The sequence below is a fragment of the Cohnella fermenti genome (assembly GCF_004801405.1).
In the GTDB taxonomy this organism is placed as follows: Bacteria; Bacillota; Bacilli; order Paenibacillales; family Paenibacillaceae; genus Cohnella; species Cohnella fermenti.
On sequence record NZ_SSOB01000077.1, the window covers coordinates 1 to 16,728 of the forward strand.

Below are 16,728 nucleotides of genomic sequence, written 5' to 3' on the forward strand. Positions count from 1 at the left end.
CATTGAGCCTGAACATCTCAATTTTATCGGAATGGTCTTGGTGGTCAAACCCTCGTTCCCTCCACCCGCATAGCGGGTGGTTTTTTGTTTCGCGCGTTTCACGCACTCAACAGGCTAAAGCCTATAATAAAAGGCTCTCCCTAAATAAACTTAGGGACAGCCCTGGGGTCTCTCTATTCCGGAATTTCCGCGGTGAGCGTAACTGCCTGCAGATAGCGCCCGTGCTTGAGGAATTGCCGACGCATGCCGAGCACGCGCTTGCGGGCGCGCGGGTTGCGAATCACGTTCGAGACGATTCGCAGCACGCCGCCGAGCCCTTCGTCCTGGATCATCCGGCGCGGGCGAAGCAGATGCATCGGCGCCGTCTTCACGTTCGTGATGCGGAAGCCGTGCTCCTCGAGCAGTTGCTTCCATTCGGACACGGTGAGCGGCCTGGCGTTGACGCGGATCGACTGGGACAGGTCCTTCTGGATGCCTTCCTTCTTCTTGGCGTCCAGGTCGTCCGGGAACAGGCACATCTCGTGGATCGCATACTTGCCGCCGGGACGCAGCAGACGCTTGGCTTCGGAGATAATGCGCTGCTTCTGCACGGGGGCCTGCATCGTCAGCATCGCTTCCCCGTAGATGATCGAAGCCGAGCCGTCGGGGAGCCCCGTATGCTCGGCGCTGGCGACGATGCAGCTTCGGCGCTCGCCCCACAGGTATTGGCGGACCGAACTCGCGGCAGCCTCGTCCTGCTCGATGCCGATATACTCGCCGGGATTGTGCCGGAGCGTCATCTGCGCCGTCACCCCCAGGCCCGGAGCGAACTCGACAACAACGTCCCGTTCGTTCACGTTCAAGGAACCGAGCATATGACGCGTCATCTCGAGCCCCCCGGGACGAAGAACTTTTTTGCCGAGACTGGCGAGCAGCCAGTGTCCGGGCATTTTCTCATAATCGAGCGATTTGGAATTCATAGTTCGTGGCCTCCCGATACGCAGCATTGGTCGGAATGATGGCGGATTCGCCGCACCATGTCCGCATCGACCGCCGCTTCGGACGCGGATGGAAGCATGCCGCGCAGCCGCTTGACGCTGACCTTGATGCTCCCATCCTCTCCGATAAGCACGGCCTGGTTCTTCTTGAGCTTGCTCAGCATTCGATTGACCGTCTCCCGCGACGCTCCGAGCAGACCGGCCAGTTCGCCGTTCGTCAGAGACGCGGACAGCTTCCGCCATTCCCCTTCGTGACCGCAGCCGTGCTCCTCCGTTAAGCGAAGCAGCAGCGAGATGAGCTGACCCTCTGTCGAATAGAAGGTTTTCGCCTCCAGGCGTCGCTGCAGCTCAAGAATCTTGTCCGCAAGCACCTGCGTGATCTTGAAGTGAATGGACGGATGCGCGGCGAGGAGACGTTCGAAGGAGCGCACAGGCAAGGCGTAGCAGACCGCCTCCTGCAGCGCAACGGCATGGTACGGATAATTCCCGCTTAGGAAAAAACCGACATGAGGAAACAGCTCCCCCGGATCGGCGAGAAGAAACGTCTGCTCCTTCCCGGATTCGCTCATGCTATAGAGTCGCACCCGGCCCTGAACCGGCAGATAGACGTGGCTGATCTCGTCGGACTGGAGGAAGAGATAGTCCCCTCGGGCGTAATGCCGGGAGACGCAAAGCTCCGCGATCGCGGCCAGCTCCTCCTCCGTTAAATTCCGGAACGGGCGGAAGGCGCGCAGGATCGACGTCGTGGCGGATGTCAAGAGTACCCCTTCTTTCTTCGCGGACATATCCGAGTATGATAATCATTATCAATGATATCACGAAAAAATAAGATACGCTTCTGTATCTTCCGACGCCAGCACACTATGAGGTTCCGACGGAAGAAGATGCAGCATGCGGCCCGGGCTCAATTCGATCTGCCGCTCCTCGCAAGCGAATTGAAGACGCCCCTTCTGCACGATAACGAGGACGTTCGTCTTCGCTTGGTGGGACGGAATTCCGCCTCCGGCCTTCAGGCTGAGCTGAAGCACCTTCGTGCCTCCGTATTCCGTCAATGGCGCAATCGGCTTGCCGGGCGACTGCGGCTCCTCCGCGACGATGAGATTCATGTATATTGCCTCGCTCTCTGCATAAAGTCATTGGCCTTCAAGCCTATCATACCGGATCGGAATCCTCCATCCCTGTGACGGTTATCACAGCCCGGGAACGGACATCGCCGCCAGGCCCAGGAATAGGAAGGAACGGCGAAGACGCCGCCCCGCCCGCGGGACCGCGCCGTCTGTGCGCCTCTTCGGGAGAGCCGCCCTTTACTTCTTCCGTCTGCTCGCCTTCGCGGCCGCCCGCTCCTTGTTCTCCGCAACCCGATAGCGAACGATGCGAGCGATCAGTTCGTGCGGAATCGGCCGGCCGATCGGGAACTGAACCGAGCCTTTGGCTCCCTTGTAAGCGGACAGCTCCTGCTGGAAGGCGGCCACTCCGCTCGCCCCCGGATAGAAGCCGATATGATTCTTGAACGCGGCGAAGTGCACCAGGTTGCCGTGCAGGTCGAACGTCGGCATCTGGTAGCTGATCTTCTCCGCGGCTTCCGGCGCCGCCTCGCGGATCGTCGCCCTTACGCCGAGCAGTAGCTCTTGAATGTCTGTTGGAAAACACGCGATGTATTCGTCCACGGTAGCGAAGCTGAGGTTCGAAGCATCCATCGGTCGTCGTCCCTTCCATATATAGGGTCCGGTCTCGTAATTCCGATCACGTTCCCATCTTCTCACGAGTTGGAGGAGCTGTCCATCGCGGACAGTAAAAGTGGCTTGGTAGATCGCCCAATCTCTGTTACTATATAGAGATAAACCCCGCATGTGACTGGCGAAGATCAGTGGAATGAACCACGAGGGAGCACGCGGGAGGAACCGACCGTTCGCCTGGGCAAAGTATCTTTGGGCATCTCGTCGATTTTCGACGGGTTCTCACGGATGCTTTTTTTTCGTTCTCATATCTGATAAGAGATGCGGAGTGTTCCCTCGCATAGCGACGCTCCTCGTCGAAGGCGATCCCGCTTCCGCATACTACGCGCAGGCCAAACAGAAAATCGCCGCGAAGCTGGGGGTCGAATTCGCTCTCCATGCCTTCCCGGCGAACGTCTCGCAAGAGGAAGTTCTGGCGTTAATCGCCTCTCCGACACGAACTTCCCGCATCCGGTTGACAACGCTTCCATCTAGTGCTATTCTCTCGTTGTGTAAACGCGCGTTCACAATTAAGGAGGAATCGCCCTCATGGAACATGGCAAACTCGGCAACAACGTAATCACCCAGATCGGCTTGCTGGTGAACGATATTGAACGCACCTCGCAGACGTATGCGGACTTCTTCGGCATCGAGAAGCCGGCCTGGTTCTGGACGGACACGCCCGACAAGGCTCAGACCGAATACAGAGGCTCGCCTTCCGAAGCGAGGGCGAAGCTCGCGTTCTTCGACATGGGCTCGCTTCAGCTCGAGCTCATCGAGCCCGATCAGCACCCGAGCACATGGCGCGAGTCGCTTGACCGCAACGGCGAGGGCTTCCACCACATCGCCTTCGTGATCAAGGGAATGAAGGAGAAGATCGCCGTCCTTGAAGGCGCGGGCATGGCCCTGCTCCAGAAGGGCGAGTATGAGGGAGGACGATACGCCTACATGGATACGGAAGGCCCGCTCAAGCTCATTCTCGAGCTGCTCGAGAACGACTGAGCATAGGCGCGCAGGCGCAAACGAGCCGTCGCTATCTGGCCGTCCGGCTTATCCGTCCCATTATGCTTGTCGGTCCTAGCGGGCTTATCGAGCGGGCGCTTCCCTGCTCTCCTCGATAAGCTCGTTCATATATTCGTCCAATTCCCCGTTGAACGGGAACTCCCGCCGATCGGCCCTGCGCCTGAGCTCCTGCAGCGAATCGAGCGCGTAGGCGACGAGCTCTTCCGGATAGCCATACTTGCGCCGATTATCCTCGAATTCATCCTCATCGACGACCGCCCACTTCTCGCCGTCATACAGCAGGTCCAGATCCAGATCGACGAACGAGAGACCGCGGCCGTCCACTATCGAAGGCAGAGCGACATTGCAGTAGATCGAAGCCATGCGGCCGTCGCGAATCTCGAAGGCGACCGTATACCCGTGATTCAAGGAGAACAGCTCCAGCGAGCTGTGGTTCATGATGAACGTCTTGCCCTTCGTGTGATGCGTCAGCGCCCTTCCCCGCTCGCACTTCGCGAGCACGTAGTCGTCCGTCGTCTTCAGAACTTCGGCGTCCCACTCATAGTGGGGGAGGTTGCCGTATTTAAGCGCGCGAATCCGGTGCTTCATTCCTGCTGTCTCCTCGCTTCACTTCAGCTTGCTCAATTCATCCATGAAGGCAGCCCTGCGCCCGTATTCCGCTCTCAGCTTGCCAATCAGAGCCTGCAGCCTGTCGCTGCCTGCAATCTTCTTGTATCCATCAAGCTTGGCGCATACTTCCTTGTAGTCGCTGCGATTCGATGACTCGCTCGCCGCCTGGAGAATCCTTGTCTCATAGAGCTGGATAATCTCGTCGCCGAACCGTTCTTTAAGCTTCGCCGCATAGGTCTCGACCGCCGAAGGATATTCTCTGACGTACGCCATAAGCTCATCCAAATCGTTCTCTTCCTCAAGCAGGGACAGGAACGCTCTCTCAAGCCTCCAACTCCGCTTCTCCTTCAAGCTTTGCTTCAAGGTCTCATAGAGAGACCCGAACTTATCTCCGGCAAGCTGCTTCCATTCCTTGTAATAGCCGTATTCGCCGGAGAGAACCAGTTCCCCGGCCAACTCGATCCGTTCGTTCCGAAGCGGCATCTCCCGATAAGCCTCGTAACGCAGTCTCTTCCATTGGTGAACAAGTCTTGGATACTCCCTGTCCAGAGCTTCTCCTTCCATCGCCAGCTCGACCGCTTGGTCGTATCTCCGCTCTTGCAGAAGCTTACGGATATAACTTGCGCGGAAAAACGGGAAACGAAGGTTGCTCTTCACTATCTGCTCCGTCACTTCTGCCGGGTCATGCCGCTCCGAGATGTTGAGCAGCAGTTGAAGCAGGCTCTCGACAAGACGTTCGTCGAGCTGCTTGTTCAGTTCCGCATTCCCGATCATGTCCTCGATATGGCTGCGAAGACGATTCCAGAACGCTTGGTCGTCAGCGAAGCGCGAACAGACGCCAAGAAGCGCCAAGCCATATTCGTCCCAATCCCAGAATATGTCTGCGGCTGCGCCTTTAAGCAGTTCTTCGAACATCCTTCTCCGCTCTTCCCGACTGCATTCACCGCAATCGAGTGCAATCTCGTCCATCCGTTCCAATGTTTCCGTCGTAAGGTCCCTGATATCTCCGTCGGGATCATCGACATAATGGTGCGCCTCCAGCACTTCGACTAGGAACGAATAACAGTGCCCCAGCGCCAAGCTCCGATCGGCGGAATGCGCGGCCATGTTCAGCAGTTCTTCCATCTCCTGCACGAACTTCGGAGCCTTCCGGTACGAGACGGTGCCGTCGCTTCCCACGTATTTGCTTATCGTCGCGCGAATCAGCTTGCGGAACCGTTCGCGATCCTGCCGTTCATCTCCTCGGTCATACCGGACAAGAACGGCTTGCCGCAGCGCCTCATCCTTCCCCGCCGCCTCGAGAACGAGCTCCACTAACGCTTCCTTGGCCAATCCGTTCAGAATGTTCCGCAGATTCGGCTGCTCGGGCTCCGATTGGCCGCCCTCCGCTTGCGCAAGCTTATCCATCTTCTTTAAACGATTCGCCAATTCAAAGTAAGCGGCAGCTTCATGCTTGCATACCGAGCCGTAATGGTAAGGACAGTCGCAGCCGGAGGAGAGCACAAAACCCTCCTCGTTCAATCGCACAGCGACTTCATACTCCTCGCTTCCGTTAACCTTCAAGATATATTCGCGATCGTCCATCAGGCAAACGTCGGTGACTCGCCCTTCCGAATAATAGTCGTAGCCCTTCTTCAGAACGGCTTTATCGATTGCGCCCTCGAATTGATAGATATTCATCCCTATCCGGCCGTCGTGATCTGCCACTTGACGCCGTACTTGTCTTCGATCCGGCCGAACAGGCTTCCCCAGAACTGCTTCTCGAGAGCCATCAGCACCCGGCCGCCTGCGGACAGATTGGCGAACGCTTCCCTGGCTTCCGCTTCCGTCGCGAATTCCAGGCTCAGGTCGAAGCCGTAGCTGCGGCCGGGGGGCTCGTGGTGCATCGTATCGGCAATGAAGAAGGAGATCCCCCCTGCGACGAACGACATGTGCACGATCTTGTCCTTCATCTCTTCTTCCATGCCCGGAGCTTGTCCGTAGGTCATCTGATGCTGGATCTCCCCTCCCAGCGCGTTCACATAGAATTGCGCCTGCGTTCTGGCATCTTCGGAATAGAAATACGGTGTCAATTTAGCCATTGTTCCGTCTCTCCTTTGCTTAATTAAGATTACCCGCCTGCCCCTTCGAAGCTCTGTTCTTCAGCTCAGCAGCTTCCGGATCAGCGGATTGCGGAAGAGCTCTCCGACCGCGAACGATGCGCAGGGCAGCTTGTCCGAGACAACCTTATCTTCTCCCTCAAACAGATTGCCCGGCACATACTGTCCGTTCTCCAGCGTATACTGCTCCAACGTTCCTGCCTGCGCGTCGACGATCCAATACTCCGGCACGCCGTGCCTCGCATAAATGGCCGCCTTGCGCACACGGTCCCGCTTGCGGGAGCCCGGAGACAGCACCTCGACGACGAGATCGGGGGCGCCTTCGATGCCGCGCAGCTTCACGATGTCGAGTCTGCTGCGATGAACGAGGATAAGATCGGGCTGCACGACATTGGTCGGGCTCAGAATAACGTCGAGCGGCGCCATGAAGACTTCATAGTCGGACGAGCAGCAGCTCTGCATCAGCATATACAGCGCTCCGCCCACCAATTGATGCGGCGCGGCCGGTCCCGGAGACATCAGTTCCAGCACCCCGTCGAGCACCTCGTAACGCTTCCCGTCGTCCGGCAGTTGCGCATACATGTCGTATGTTACCGGCCATTCCATCACAAGCTCCTTGATGTCCTTCTTCTTTGCCACTTCTTCGCCCCCTATTCTCCTGTTCGCATCGAATCAAAAAAGCACCCCGGCAAAGCGCGCGACTTGTGCCCGGCTTTGACGAGGTGCTTCCCCGCTGCTTGCAATATACGACCATTATGTTCGATCCGAAGGCTGCTGTCAACATGAAGGAGACCCGGGCTTCCCGGAACTGCCTGCATGCAGCTTACGAATTCCGTTGTGCCAGCATCCTCAGAAGAACCGTTGCCGCTTCTGCCCTCGTCGCTCGGGCATCGGCAAGGAACTTCCCTTCCTCGTTGCCTTCCATAAGACCATGCTGTCCGATCGCCGTAACGGCTCCTCTCGCCCAAGACGGAATGCTCGCATCGTCAGCGAATCCGGTCGCCGCCTGCTCGTCCACATTCCATGTCAACGTCTTGGCGATCATCGCCGCCATCTCGGCGCGAGTAATCGGCGCGTCCGGCCGGAAGGTGCCGTCCGAATAGCCGGTGACGATACCCGCTTCAAGCGCTTGGGCAACGGCCGTCTTCGCCCAGGCGCCGATGGACGCCGAATCCGAGAATGTCAGCTTCATGCCTTCGCCAGCCGCCCCCGTCGCGTTCATCAGCATGACCGCGAATTCCGCGCGGGTCACGATCGCGGCAGGCTTAAACGTTCCGTCCTTATAGCCTTGCACGATGCCGAGGCTTGCCGCTTGCCGAATCGCAGCTTCGGCCCAGTGTCCGGAGATGTCGCTGAAGTTGACTTCCTCAGCCTCTGCCTCCGTCTCGCCGGCTCCTCCAACGGCCAGAACCGCATACTTCGTAAAGTGATCGACATCCACCGAGATTCGATTGCCTTCCGCCAAGCCTCCGACTTCCACCCATTCCTTCATGGCTTCATCGTAGTAGAAGACGGATGGCTTCTGTACTTCCTTCAAGCTGGACGGATCGAAGACGAAGGTCAACGTTACCGGATTCGCGAAGTTGTCTTCAAAGTTCTTCAGAATCTCGTAAATCGAGCTTGCCAGAACTTCGTTGTTCGCCAGAAGCGGCCCTGCATCCAAGACCTTCGAGATCGTCAGCTTCAGTTCGCGGTTCGTTGCGTTCGAGGGAATCTGAATCGAGAGTTCCCCGTCCAAGCTGACCTGTCCCGAGAACCCGACAGGCAGATTCAGCGTTCCGTTCGTGGAGACGATCGTTTCCGCGGCTGCGTAACTCCCGCCTCCACTGACGGCAGAGGCACGATTTACCGTCACCGTGTACGTCATCTCCGTCCCGTCCTCCGCGGTCACGACAACCTCGACCTCGTTGGCGCCGACCGCCAGAGCGATCGCTTCGCTCGCCGTTCCGCTGGCGACTTCTTCATCGCCCACGCTGACCGTTGCTTTGCCGTCCGAGACGGTCGGCGTTACTGTCACGCTCTCGACTCCGTTCGCCACATCCACATGATACGTTGTCTCGTCAGCGTCGAAGGCAGGGCTCAGCGTGCCCGCCGACACACTCAGGCCGGACAGTGTCGCATCGCTGCTCGGCACGTATGGCGGCTCCGCCCGATTCACCGTTATCGTGTACGTCATCTCCGTCCCATCCTCCGCGGTCACGACGACCTCGACCTCATTGGCGCCGACCGCCAGAGCGATCGCTTCGCTCGCCGTTCCGCTGGCGACTTCTTCATCGCCCACGCTGACCGTTGCTTTGCCGTCCGAGACGGTCGGCGTTACTGTCACGCTCTCGATTCCGTTCGCCACGTCCACATGATACGTCGTCTCGTCGGCATCGAAGACCGGGCTCAACGTGCCCGCCGACACGCTCAGGCCGGACAGTGTCGCATCGCTGCTCGGCACATATGGCGGCTCTGCGCGATTTACCGTTATCGTGTACGTCATCTCCGTCCCGTCCTCCGCGGTCACGACGACCTCGACCTCATTGGCGCCGACCGCCAAGTCGATCGCTCCGCTCGCCGTTCCGCTGGCGACTTCTTCATCGCCCACGCTGACCGTTGCTTTGCCGTCCGAGACGGTCGGCGTTACTGTCACGCTCTCGATTCCGTTCGCCACGTCCACATGATACGTCGTCTCGTCGGCATCGAAGACCGGGCTCAACGTGCCCGCCGACACGCTCAGGCCGGACAGTGTCGCATCGCTGCTCGGCACATATGGCGGCTCTGCGCGATTTACCGTTACCGTGTACGTCTTCTCCGTCCCGTCTTCTGCGGTCACGACGACCTCGACCTCATTGGCGCCGACCGCCAGAGCGATCGCTCCGCTCGCCGTTCCGCTGTCGACCGCCTCGCCGCCCACGCTGACCGTTGCCTTGCTGTCCGAGACGGTCGGCGTTACTGTCACGCTCTCGATTCCGTTCGCCACGTCCACATGATACGTCGTCTCGTCGGCATCGAAGGCAGGGCTCAACGTGCCCGCCGACACGCTCAGGCTGGACAGTGTCGCATCGCTGCTCGGCACGTATGGCGGCTCCGCCCGATTCACCGTTATCGTGTACGTCATCTCCGTCCCGTCCTCCGCGGTCACGACAACTTCGACCTCGTTGGCGCCGACCGCCAGAGCGATCGCTTCGCTCGCCGTTCCGCTGGCGACTTCTTCATCGCCCACGCTGACCGTTGCCTTGCTGTCCGAGACGGTCGGCGTTACCGTCACGCTCTCGACTCCGTTCGCCACGTCCACATGATACGTCGTCTCGGCAGCATCGAAGGCAGGGCTCAACGTGCCCACCGACACGGTCAGGCCGGATAGTGTCGCATCGCTGCTCGGTACATAAGGCGGCTCTGCCCGATTTACCGTCACCGTGTACGTTTTCTCCGTCCCATCCTCCGCGGTCACGACAACCTCGACCTCGTTGGCGCCGACCGCCAAGTCGATCGCTCCGCTTGCCGTTCCGCTGGCGACCCCCGCATCGTTAACGGCAATCGATGACTGGCTGTCGTAGACGGCTGCCGTAACCGAGAGGCTCTTAATCTCATTCTCCACGTCAACCGTATAAGAAGTGACGGAAGGGTCGAAGCTTGGGCTTAACTCTCCGGCCGATAAACTTAAGCTCGAGAGGTCCGTATCCGAGTAAATAGGAATGTACCCGGAAGCCGTCTTCAGCTTAAACGGAATGGAAGAGAGCTTCGGATCATCCGGATCGATGGCGGACGATTTCAATTGGAACGTAACAAATCCGTTCTGAGTAAAGGAAGCGAGCCCGTTCGTTACGGTGCCGCTGCCGGCATTCTTAGGGTCCAGGTCCATGAAGGTCACCTGGTCCGTCGTCTGCGCGAACACGCCGGTTTGACCGTCGACCAATGGAGCGTTCTCTCCTGCTCCGTATAAGGCAAACGTCACGTCATAATATCCGGAACCATAGGTCGAATTCGGCGTGGGCTTCCCCTTCGCAATGGCATAAACTGCGGGAATCTGAGGTTTGGTCTCCGTCAGTTTTGAGATATAAACCGCATTTTGATCGAGATAGCCGCCGTAAGAATACTCCGGAACCCAACTCACTCCGGCAACGGAATCGTAAACCCAAGCGCCTACGATCGTTTTGCCTTCCGGATTGCCTATGGTAATCGACGACTGGCCTGCTTGCCCCTCCGTCGTTGCCGACGTTCCATCATTAAAGAGAAGATAAATTTGTTCGTTGGCCTCAAGCGTATCCCCATCCGTAATAGTGATGATCACGCTTGGTTGAGTCGATACGCAGCCGCTCAATGCGGTCCAAATGAGAAGCAACGCCGCCAACCAACTCGCCTTTCGGGCGAATCCTGCTTGTGCAATCAACTTGAATACCCCTCTCGTCTCGAATTCCGTCAGATAACGTCGAACCATTATAGGCCGAACACAGGCCAATAAAAAATCCCCCGATTGGGGGAGATTCAGCCGTTATCTCAATCATTATTACAATAATTTATTCCGTTCCTGGACGCGCTGGAGCAATTGCACCCGATTGTTAACCTCCAGCTTGCGGAAGCAATTCTTGAGGTGCGATTTGACCGTCTCGGACGTTACGTTCAAGCGGCGCGCAATCTCCTTGTTCGACAGTCCCTCCGCGATCAGGGCGACGATCCTCTCCTCCTGTTCGGTCAACATCGACTTGGCCCCGGGAAGCCCCTTGGAGACGGGGGCCGCGCTTCGCCGCCTGCCGCGTACCCGCTCCAACGTCTTGGCCATCCGCTCCAGGCTCACCGGCTTCAACAGGTAGTCCGAGGCGTCAAGCTCGAAGGCCCGAACCGCGTAGGAGTCATAGCCGGTCACGAACACCACGTCGATGGACGAGTCCAGTTCACGAAGACGATTCGCCAGACTCATTCCGTCGACCTCCGGCATGGAGATGTCCAGGAAAGCGATCTCGACCGAGTTCGATCTCGCATACTCGTAAGCCTCTCTAGGATCAAGGGTGGCATATCCGAGGTCGACCTCGTCGGCCTCTTCGAGAATCATCTTCAACCGTTCGATCGCCAGCTCCTCATCGTCCACGATCATTGCTCTAAGCATCCGTTCTCCCCCTCTGAAGCGTTCGCTCCGCAGGAATGCGATAGCTGATCTTCGTCCCTCGCCCCTCCTCGCTTTCGATCTGCAGGCTGGTGCCGTACAGCAGCTCGATCCGCTTGGTAATGTTCGCGAGGCCGATGCCTTTCTTGGTATCACCTGGCACCAGAAGGGATTCCAACTGGAACCGGTCCATCCCCCGGCCGTTATCCTCCACAACGAACCGAATGGAGGCATCCGCCTCCTTCCGAATGGCAATTCTGACCGTGCCGCCCCGCAGATTGGACATCAGACCGTGCCTAACGGCATTTTCCACCAAGGGTTGAAGAACAAGCGGAGGAACCGGAGTGCCCGGCGCGGCATCCACCTCGTATTCCACGTTTAGCCTCGCCCCGAAGCGGGCCTTCTCTATCGTCAGGTACGCCCGGATCAGCTCCAATTCGTTCTCAAGCGTCGTCAATGAGCCGATCGGCTTGAAGTCGAAGCTTCTTCTCAAGTAACGCGAGAACTCCAACGTCAGCTCCTCCGCCCTGCGGGGGTCCTTGAGGCACAGAATGGCAATCGAATTCAACGTATTGTATAGAAAATGGGGGTTGATCTGGGAACGCAAGAACGCGATCTCCGCTTCCTTCGCTTCCTCCTGGAGCCTGCGATTGTTGTCCAGCATCCCGCGGATCGACTCGTTTATGGAAGTGAAGAGCAGCATCGACGCCGAGATAATGAACACATAGAGCCCATTCGTCTGCAGCATGAAGAAGGAAATATCCCGCACGACGACTAAGAATACGAAGCCCGTCAGGCAGTAGAACAGGGCCAGCGACACCGCCAGAATGATTTTATTCGGCTTTGCCGCCTTCAGGAAGAACGTACGACAACAGATAAAAACCGGCATGCTGACAAGCAGCGTCAACACCGTCGTAAGCAGACCCGGATCGATTCCGAGATAAGCCCGATACAAGATAATGAGCGCAGCCAACACAACGCCCGAGGCGATTCCGCCGTACAGCGTTCCGAGCAGCAGTGGCACCACCCGTATATCCAAGCGGACAGCGGAACCCATGTGCGCGGGAAACGTCATGCAGAGCAAGACGGCAAGTCCGAACATAACGGTGACGACCAGCTTGGCGTGCCTTATCCGCTCCGCTCTCTCCACAATGAACAATTGATAAGAGAGCGTAATCACAGCTACCAGCGCCAACTGCAACAGAAAGTCCTTTAAGATGCTCATTGCGTTCGATCCCCTCGTTGTTTAAGGGTTCGACATTTGCCGGCAAACTCCTGTTTCATTGACGCAGATCGCAGGGCAGCACCAGTCACCAATCCACTCGCGGAAAATATGCTGAATAGACGAATGACCACTTTATATCCAATGGAGGTAATGTTCATGCAACGCGGATTTATCCCTGGCGGCGGCTTCGGCGGAGGGTTCGGGAGACCGTTCTTCCGCCCCTTCCCTCATCCCTTCTTCCCCGGACGGTTCCTGTTCCCGTTCTTCTTCTTCTCTCCGTTCTACTTCCCGTTCGTCCGGGAGGAGCAAGCGGAGGAAGCCGTCTTCGCCAGGCACCAGGCGCAGGCCGGCGACACGCTGACGTCGATCGGGCACAAGTACAACATTCCCTACTCCATCCTTGAAGAAGCGAATCCGCATCTGCAGAACCCCGCTCAGCTCGGCGCCGGCGAAGTCGTCTCGATCCCCCGAATCTCGAACATGGTCTGCCAGAAGCACTATCTGGAAGTTCCGGGCTCCGTGGCGCAAGCTCCGCAGGCGGCCTATTCGGGGCAAGCGGCGCAATCCAAGTCCTAGCGGCACGCATGGCGAAGCCCCTCCTTCCGGTTGCCGGATGAAGGGGCTTGCGATCAAGCCAGATTGATGGCGCGAATCCGTTCAAGCGGAAGCTTCGGCCGGCGGTCCTCGGTGAGAAGCCCGTTCACTTCCTGCTGAACGTCGGATACCTGCGTGTAGCAATAGCCGCAGATGTAATCCGTATCCTTGATTGCCTGCGTGATGTCGGCGAATCGCTTGAGGAACGCCTCCTCGGAATCGACCTGGTTGCCGTAGCCCCAGCCCTCTTCCGACTTGAAGGCGATGCCGCCGAACTCGCTGATCAGAATCGGCTGCCCGCGATATTCATAGCCCTGGGCCATCGCGTACTTCGTGACCGAATAGGCGATCTCGTTGGCGACGATTGCGTTCTTATCCGCGTACCGCCGGCGGAAGGCGTCGCCGGACTCCTCATAATCGTGCAGCGTGATGATGTCGGACACCGTATGCTCCCAACCGTCGTTGACGATCACCGGCCGATACGGGTCGATTGCCTTCGTCAGGTGATAGATCGCTTCCGTGAACCGCTGCTGCTTGCGATCGACGAACACATTGCCGATCCCCCACGATTCGTTGAACGGCACCCAGGTCACGATGCACGGGTGATTGTACTGCTGCTGGACGATATCGAGCCATTCGCGGGTGAAGCGGTCCACGGCACGGTCGTTGAATTCGTAGGCCGCCGCCATCTCAGACCAGACAAGAACTCCCTTCACATCGCACCAATACAGGAAGCGCGGGTCCTCGATCTTCTGGTGCTTGCGCACGCCGTTGTACCCCATGGCAAGGATATTGTCGATGTCGTCCAGAAGCGCTTCTTCGGATGGAGGCGTCAGGTGGCTGTCCGTCCAATATCCCTGATCGAGAATCAAGCGCTGATAGATCGGCATGTTGTTGAGCAACACCTTGCCCTTCTGGATCGATACCTTCCGCATCCCGAAGTACGACTGGACCGTATCCAGCACGGCGCCGCTCGAGTCCCGCAGAGAGAACTCCACCTCATACAGCTTGGGGTTGTCCGGGCTCCACGTCTCGACCCTCCACTCGCGCTTGTCGCTGATCAATTCGACGCCGGCGGCAAGCTCGGAGCGGTCGACGTCGATGGACGTCCGCTTGATCAGCTCGCCGTCCATCGTAATGGCCGTCGTCAGAGTCAATTGCGCCTCCTCGCATCCCTCGCTGAGCCGATAATCGAATCTCACCGAGTTCGTATCGAGCTCTGGCGTTATTTTGACCGATTGAAGATGCTCCTTGCTCACGCACTCCAGCCATACCGTCTGCCAGATGCCCGTCGTCTGCACGTACCAGCAGCCGAAGTTGTCCTTCCGCCAGCGCTGCTTGCCTCTCGGCTGCGCAGCGTCGTCGCTGTCCTCGACCTTCACGACGATCCGATTGTCTCCCTGAGGCGCGGCGTACCGCGTAATATCGAGTTCGAATGCCGCATAACCGCCTTCATGCTTGCCGACGAATTCCCCGTTCACCCATACCTTGGCGACGTAATCGACGGCCTGGAAGCGCAGCAGCACCTTCTTGCCGGCGGCTTCGGCCGGAAGAGCGAAGCTTCTCTGATACCATACATACGGGTGGAATTCCGCTTCTCCGATGCCGCTTGCCTTCGTCTCGTATACGAACGGCACTCGAATCTTCACGTCCGTCTCGAGGCCGTCGTACCAGCGCTCCTCCTCCCCGACGTTGCCGTCGTCGAAGCGGAAGTCCCACTCCCCATTCAAGTTCTGCCACTCGGTGCGGACGAATTGCGGTCTTGGATACTGTGGGCGATAGCTGCTGATGCTCATGTCATCACGATCCTTTGCGCATTATTTATTACAATTTTATTGTTTTATAAGGCGATATTATTGCATTTTTTTCTGCCAGTCAATGCTTTAATCTAATATTTATGTAATTAAAAATAAAAAAAGAGCCGTTCGTTACAACTTTCGTGTAACTTGCGGCCCCCTGGCTCCATTATTCGGTTGCGTAATACACTTTGACATTGATGTCCTGCTCGTAATCGCCGAACTGCTTGCCGAACAGGTTCAGTCCTCCCTGATGGACCGCATCCGGCTTCACTCCGATTCTCAAGCGAATATTCGGACGTTGAGCGAGCGTTAAATCTTCGATCGTCACGCTTGATGCCTTCTCCATGTCGAGCGTCGTGCCGTTGCGATCGATGCGCCAGCTCTTCAGCAAGCCGTATTGCGTCGAGTTATCCGACAGCCAGACCGGATTCAAGCGGCCGCGGCGATCCCCGAAGTCTCCCGGGCTTGTCCAGGTGCCGATCTCGACTCCGTTGATCCAGAGCGTAATGTCAGACGGCCAATCGTTGTCGTAGCCTGGCGCCTCGGAACAGAGCTCCATGGAGATCTCCAGCGCGTCGACACGGGCGGAGGACGGAATCTCGAGCGGCAGCAAGTACTCCAGATACCCTCTGCGAAGCCAGATCATCTGGGCTCCGACGTGCTTCGGATGATAGAAGCTCGCGGGCTCGTCTTCCTTCACGATCATGCCCTCCGCGCTCGCCATGCCGCAGGTCGGATGAACCTCGCAATCGCTGTAATGGCCGACCGGCATCTCCATCTCGTAGATGCTCAGCGCGCCCCGCGGAGTCTTCTCCTCGACATTAAACAAAATGCGGATGTCGTCGTAATTCCGTCTGCACACCTTCATCGCCCCTCGGGTGGCCGGGAGCAGCTCGGTGCTGATCAGCTCGGCGGCCTCCAGCACCTTCACGTTGTTCGCCACCGTCGACACCGGCAGCTTAAGCGCCTCCGCGATCTCCATCACGTTCATATTCCTCGTGCTCAGGAGATGGAGCATGTCGACGCGGGCGCGGGTGGACAAGGCATGCGCGACGGCGACGAGCCTGTCGGGGTCCCGGAAGCTAAGATCAAGCATATTCGCGTGTCTCCTTTGGGTATTGCTTCTTATAAATCTGCATGAAATCTGCATCTGCATCATCTATTACATCTATCTTAATTAAAAGCGCTTATTGAAGCAATAATTTTGTATTAAATTATAGTTTGTAGACTTATGCGTCGAGGCGGGAATTGTCCGCCGTCGGAGGGACGGACGCCTACGCGCCCGTATTCTCCTTTTCCCCTCCACTTCTCCTGCCTCTCCTCTACCTCGGCTCCTCCCCCTGGCGCGACGACTTTGGCAATTTTATGTGATTTTTCACATTCGTTGGCTGAGATCGGGGGAAATCGCAGCGTTTTATGTGGTTTTTAGCATACATCCGGCGGTCTGAGGCTTGTTTGTGCCGTTTTTATGTGGTTTAATACGAAAATTAAGTCTCGCTAATGGCGGTCTGTACCGGATTTAGACAGAAAAGTCTCGCCACCGTCTAGCACCAGCTGGCGCGGTCGGCATTTTGGTGAGTCGGCGAGTCGGTGAGTTGATT

Annotated in this window: 16 protein-coding genes and 1 riboswitch; of the genes, 3 read left to right on the forward strand and 13 right to left on the reverse strand. The window is 57.7% G+C overall.

Features of this window, described 5'->3' with window-relative positions; all coding sequences use genetic code 11:
• Positions 1 to 173: 173 nt before the first annotated feature.
• The 4 genes from E6C55_RS32560 to E6C55_RS32575 form a co-directional block, all read right to left on the reverse strand.
• Positions 174 to 959 carry a class I SAM-dependent methyltransferase gene (locus E6C55_RS32560; protein WP_136374006.1) on the reverse strand — a complete coding sequence of 262 codons (786 nt, stop codon included), beginning with the start codon at positions 957 to 959 and terminating at the stop codon, positions 174 to 176.
• Complete coding sequence (locus E6C55_RS32565) at positions 956 to 1,735, reverse strand: Crp/Fnr family transcriptional regulator (protein WP_168736002.1); 780 nt, start codon at positions 1,733 to 1,735, stop codon at positions 956 to 958. The genes E6C55_RS32560 and E6C55_RS32565 overlap by 4 nt, the downstream gene beginning before the upstream one ends.
• A gap of 57 nt (positions 1,736 to 1,792) precedes the next feature.
• Positions 1,793 to 2,083 (reverse strand): AraC family ligand binding domain-containing protein, encoded by a 291-nt coding sequence (locus E6C55_RS32570; RefSeq protein ID WP_136374008.1) that lies wholly within the window; start codon positions 2,081 to 2,083, stop codon positions 1,793 to 1,795.
• A gap of 198 nt (positions 2,084 to 2,281) precedes the next feature.
• Entirely contained in the window at positions 2,282 to 2,674 is a 393-nt protein-coding gene (locus tag E6C55_RS32575) for an iron chaperone (RefSeq protein WP_136374009.1), read from the reverse strand.
• Between the two features lie 143 nt (positions 2,675 to 2,817).
• A riboswitch (ZMP/ZTP riboswitch) is annotated at positions 2,818 to 2,903 on the forward strand.
• Between the two features lie 78 nt (positions 2,904 to 2,981).
• On the opposite strand from E6C55_RS32575, the gene E6C55_RS32580 reads away from it, so the two are divergent.
• A complete protein-coding gene (locus tag E6C55_RS32580; protein WP_269145572.1) occupies positions 2,982 to 3,272 on the forward strand; it encodes a tetrahydrofolate dehydrogenase/cyclohydrolase catalytic domain-containing protein in 291 nt (96 codons plus the stop codon).
• Complete coding sequence (locus E6C55_RS32585; protein WP_136374011.1) at positions 3,242 to 3,694, forward strand: VOC family protein; 453 nt, start codon at positions 3,242 to 3,244, stop codon at positions 3,692 to 3,694. The genes E6C55_RS32580 and E6C55_RS32585 overlap by 31 nt, the downstream gene beginning before the upstream one ends.
• 84 nt (positions 3,695 to 3,778) lie before the next feature.
• Here the strand turns inward: E6C55_RS32585 and E6C55_RS32590 are convergent, their stop codons facing one another.
• The 7 genes from E6C55_RS32590 to E6C55_RS32620 all read right to left on the reverse strand — a co-directional run bounded on the left by E6C55_RS32590 (position 3,779) and on the right by E6C55_RS32620 (position 12,734).
• Positions 3,779 to 4,303 (reverse strand): DUF402 domain-containing protein, encoded by a 525-nt coding sequence (locus E6C55_RS32590; protein ID WP_136374012.1) that lies wholly within the window; start codon positions 4,301 to 4,303, stop codon positions 3,779 to 3,781.
• A gap of 18 nt (positions 4,304 to 4,321) precedes the next feature.
• The gene (locus tag E6C55_RS32595) at positions 4,322 to 6,004 is read right to left on the reverse strand and encodes an SWIM zinc finger family protein (RefSeq protein WP_136374013.1); all 1,683 of its coding nucleotides are present in this window, start codon (positions 6,002 to 6,004) and stop codon (positions 4,322 to 4,324) included.
• A 2-nt stretch (positions 6,005 to 6,006) separates the two neighbouring features.
• On the reverse strand, positions 6,007 to 6,405 hold the full coding sequence (locus E6C55_RS32600; protein ID WP_136374014.1) for a VOC family protein: 399 nt from the start codon (positions 6,403 to 6,405) through the stop codon (positions 6,007 to 6,009).
• 60 nt (positions 6,406 to 6,465) lie between these two features.
• Entirely contained in the window at positions 6,466 to 7,062 is a 597-nt protein-coding gene (locus tag E6C55_RS32605; RefSeq protein ID WP_230986968.1) for a Uma2 family endonuclease, read from the reverse strand.
• 184 nt (positions 7,063 to 7,246) lie between these two features.
• Complete coding sequence (locus E6C55_RS32610; RefSeq protein WP_168736003.1) at positions 7,247 to 10,759, reverse strand: cadherin-like beta sandwich domain-containing protein; 3,513 nt, start codon at positions 10,757 to 10,759, stop codon at positions 7,247 to 7,249.
• Positions 10,760 to 10,915: 156 nt separating this feature from the next.
• Positions 10,916 to 11,512, reverse strand: a complete 597-nt coding sequence (locus E6C55_RS32615) for a response regulator transcription factor (RefSeq protein ID WP_136374016.1) — start codon at positions 11,510 to 11,512, stop codon at positions 10,916 to 10,918.
• The gene (locus E6C55_RS32620) at positions 11,505 to 12,734 is read right to left on the reverse strand and encodes a sensor histidine kinase (protein WP_136374017.1); all 1,230 of its coding nucleotides are present in this window, start codon (positions 12,732 to 12,734) and stop codon (positions 11,505 to 11,507) included. The genes E6C55_RS32615 and E6C55_RS32620 overlap by 8 nt, the downstream gene beginning before the upstream one ends.
• A 156-nt stretch (positions 12,735 to 12,890) precedes the next feature.
• Here E6C55_RS32620 and E6C55_RS32625 point away from each other — a divergent pair, with 156 nt between their 5' ends.
• Positions 12,891 to 13,310 carry a LysM peptidoglycan-binding domain-containing protein gene (locus tag E6C55_RS32625; protein ID WP_136374018.1) on the forward strand — a complete coding sequence of 140 codons (420 nt, stop codon included), beginning with the start codon at positions 12,891 to 12,893 and terminating at the stop codon, positions 13,308 to 13,310.
• Between the two features lie 53 nt (positions 13,311 to 13,363).
• Here E6C55_RS32625 and E6C55_RS32630 read toward each other — a convergent pair whose 3' ends face one another.
• Complete coding sequence (locus tag E6C55_RS32630) at positions 13,364 to 15,124, reverse strand: glycoside hydrolase family 2 protein (RefSeq protein ID WP_136374019.1); 1,761 nt, start codon at positions 15,122 to 15,124, stop codon at positions 13,364 to 13,366.
• A 169-nt stretch (positions 15,125 to 15,293) separates the two neighbouring features.
• Complete coding sequence (locus E6C55_RS32635) at positions 15,294 to 16,223, reverse strand: ArsR/SmtB family transcription factor (protein ID WP_136374020.1); 930 nt, start codon at positions 16,221 to 16,223, stop codon at positions 15,294 to 15,296.
• Positions 16,224 to 16,728 lie beyond the last annotated feature (505 nt).

Excerpts from the sequence above, each read along its gene's own strand:
- E6C55_RS32560 (WP_136374006.1), bottom strand. The coding sequence starts at position 959 with ATGAATTCCAAATCGCTCGATTATGAGAAAATGCCCGGACACTGGCTG.
- E6C55_RS32570 (WP_136374008.1), bottom strand. The coding sequence starts at position 2,083 with ATGAATCTCATCGTCGCGGAGGAGCCGCAGTCGCCCGGCAAGCCGATT.
- E6C55_RS32575 (WP_136374009.1), bottom strand. The coding sequence starts at position 2,674 with ATGGATGCTTCGAACCTCAGCTTCGCTACCGTGGACGAATACATCGCG.
- E6C55_RS32585 (WP_136374011.1), top strand. The coding sequence starts at position 3,242 with ATGGAACATGGCAAACTCGGCAACAACGTAATCACCCAGATCGGCTTG.
- E6C55_RS32590 (WP_136374012.1), bottom strand. The coding sequence starts at position 4,303 with ATGAAGCACCGGATTCGCGCGCTTAAATACGGCAACCTCCCCCACTAT.
- E6C55_RS32595 (WP_136374013.1), bottom strand. The coding sequence starts at position 6,004 with ATGAATATCTATCAATTCGAGGGCGCAATCGATAAAGCCGTTCTGAAG.
- E6C55_RS32600 (WP_136374014.1), bottom strand. The coding sequence starts at position 6,405 with ATGGCTAAATTGACACCGTATTTCTATTCCGAAGATGCCAGAACGCAG.
- E6C55_RS32615 (WP_136374016.1), bottom strand. The coding sequence starts at position 11,512 with ATGCTTAGAGCAATGATCGTGGACGATGAGGAGCTGGCGATCGAACGG.
- E6C55_RS32620 (WP_136374017.1), bottom strand. The coding sequence starts at position 12,734 with ATGAGCATCTTAAAGGACTTTCTGTTGCAGTTGGCGCTGGTAGCTGTG.
- E6C55_RS32625 (WP_136374018.1), top strand. The coding sequence starts at position 12,891 with ATGCAACGCGGATTTATCCCTGGCGGCGGCTTCGGCGGAGGGTTCGGG.
- E6C55_RS32630 (WP_136374019.1), bottom strand. The coding sequence starts at position 15,124 with ATGAGCATCAGCAGCTATCGCCCACAGTATCCAAGACCGCAATTCGTC.
- E6C55_RS32635 (WP_136374020.1), bottom strand. The coding sequence starts at position 16,223 with ATGCTTGATCTTAGCTTCCGGGACCCCGACAGGCTCGTCGCCGTCGCG.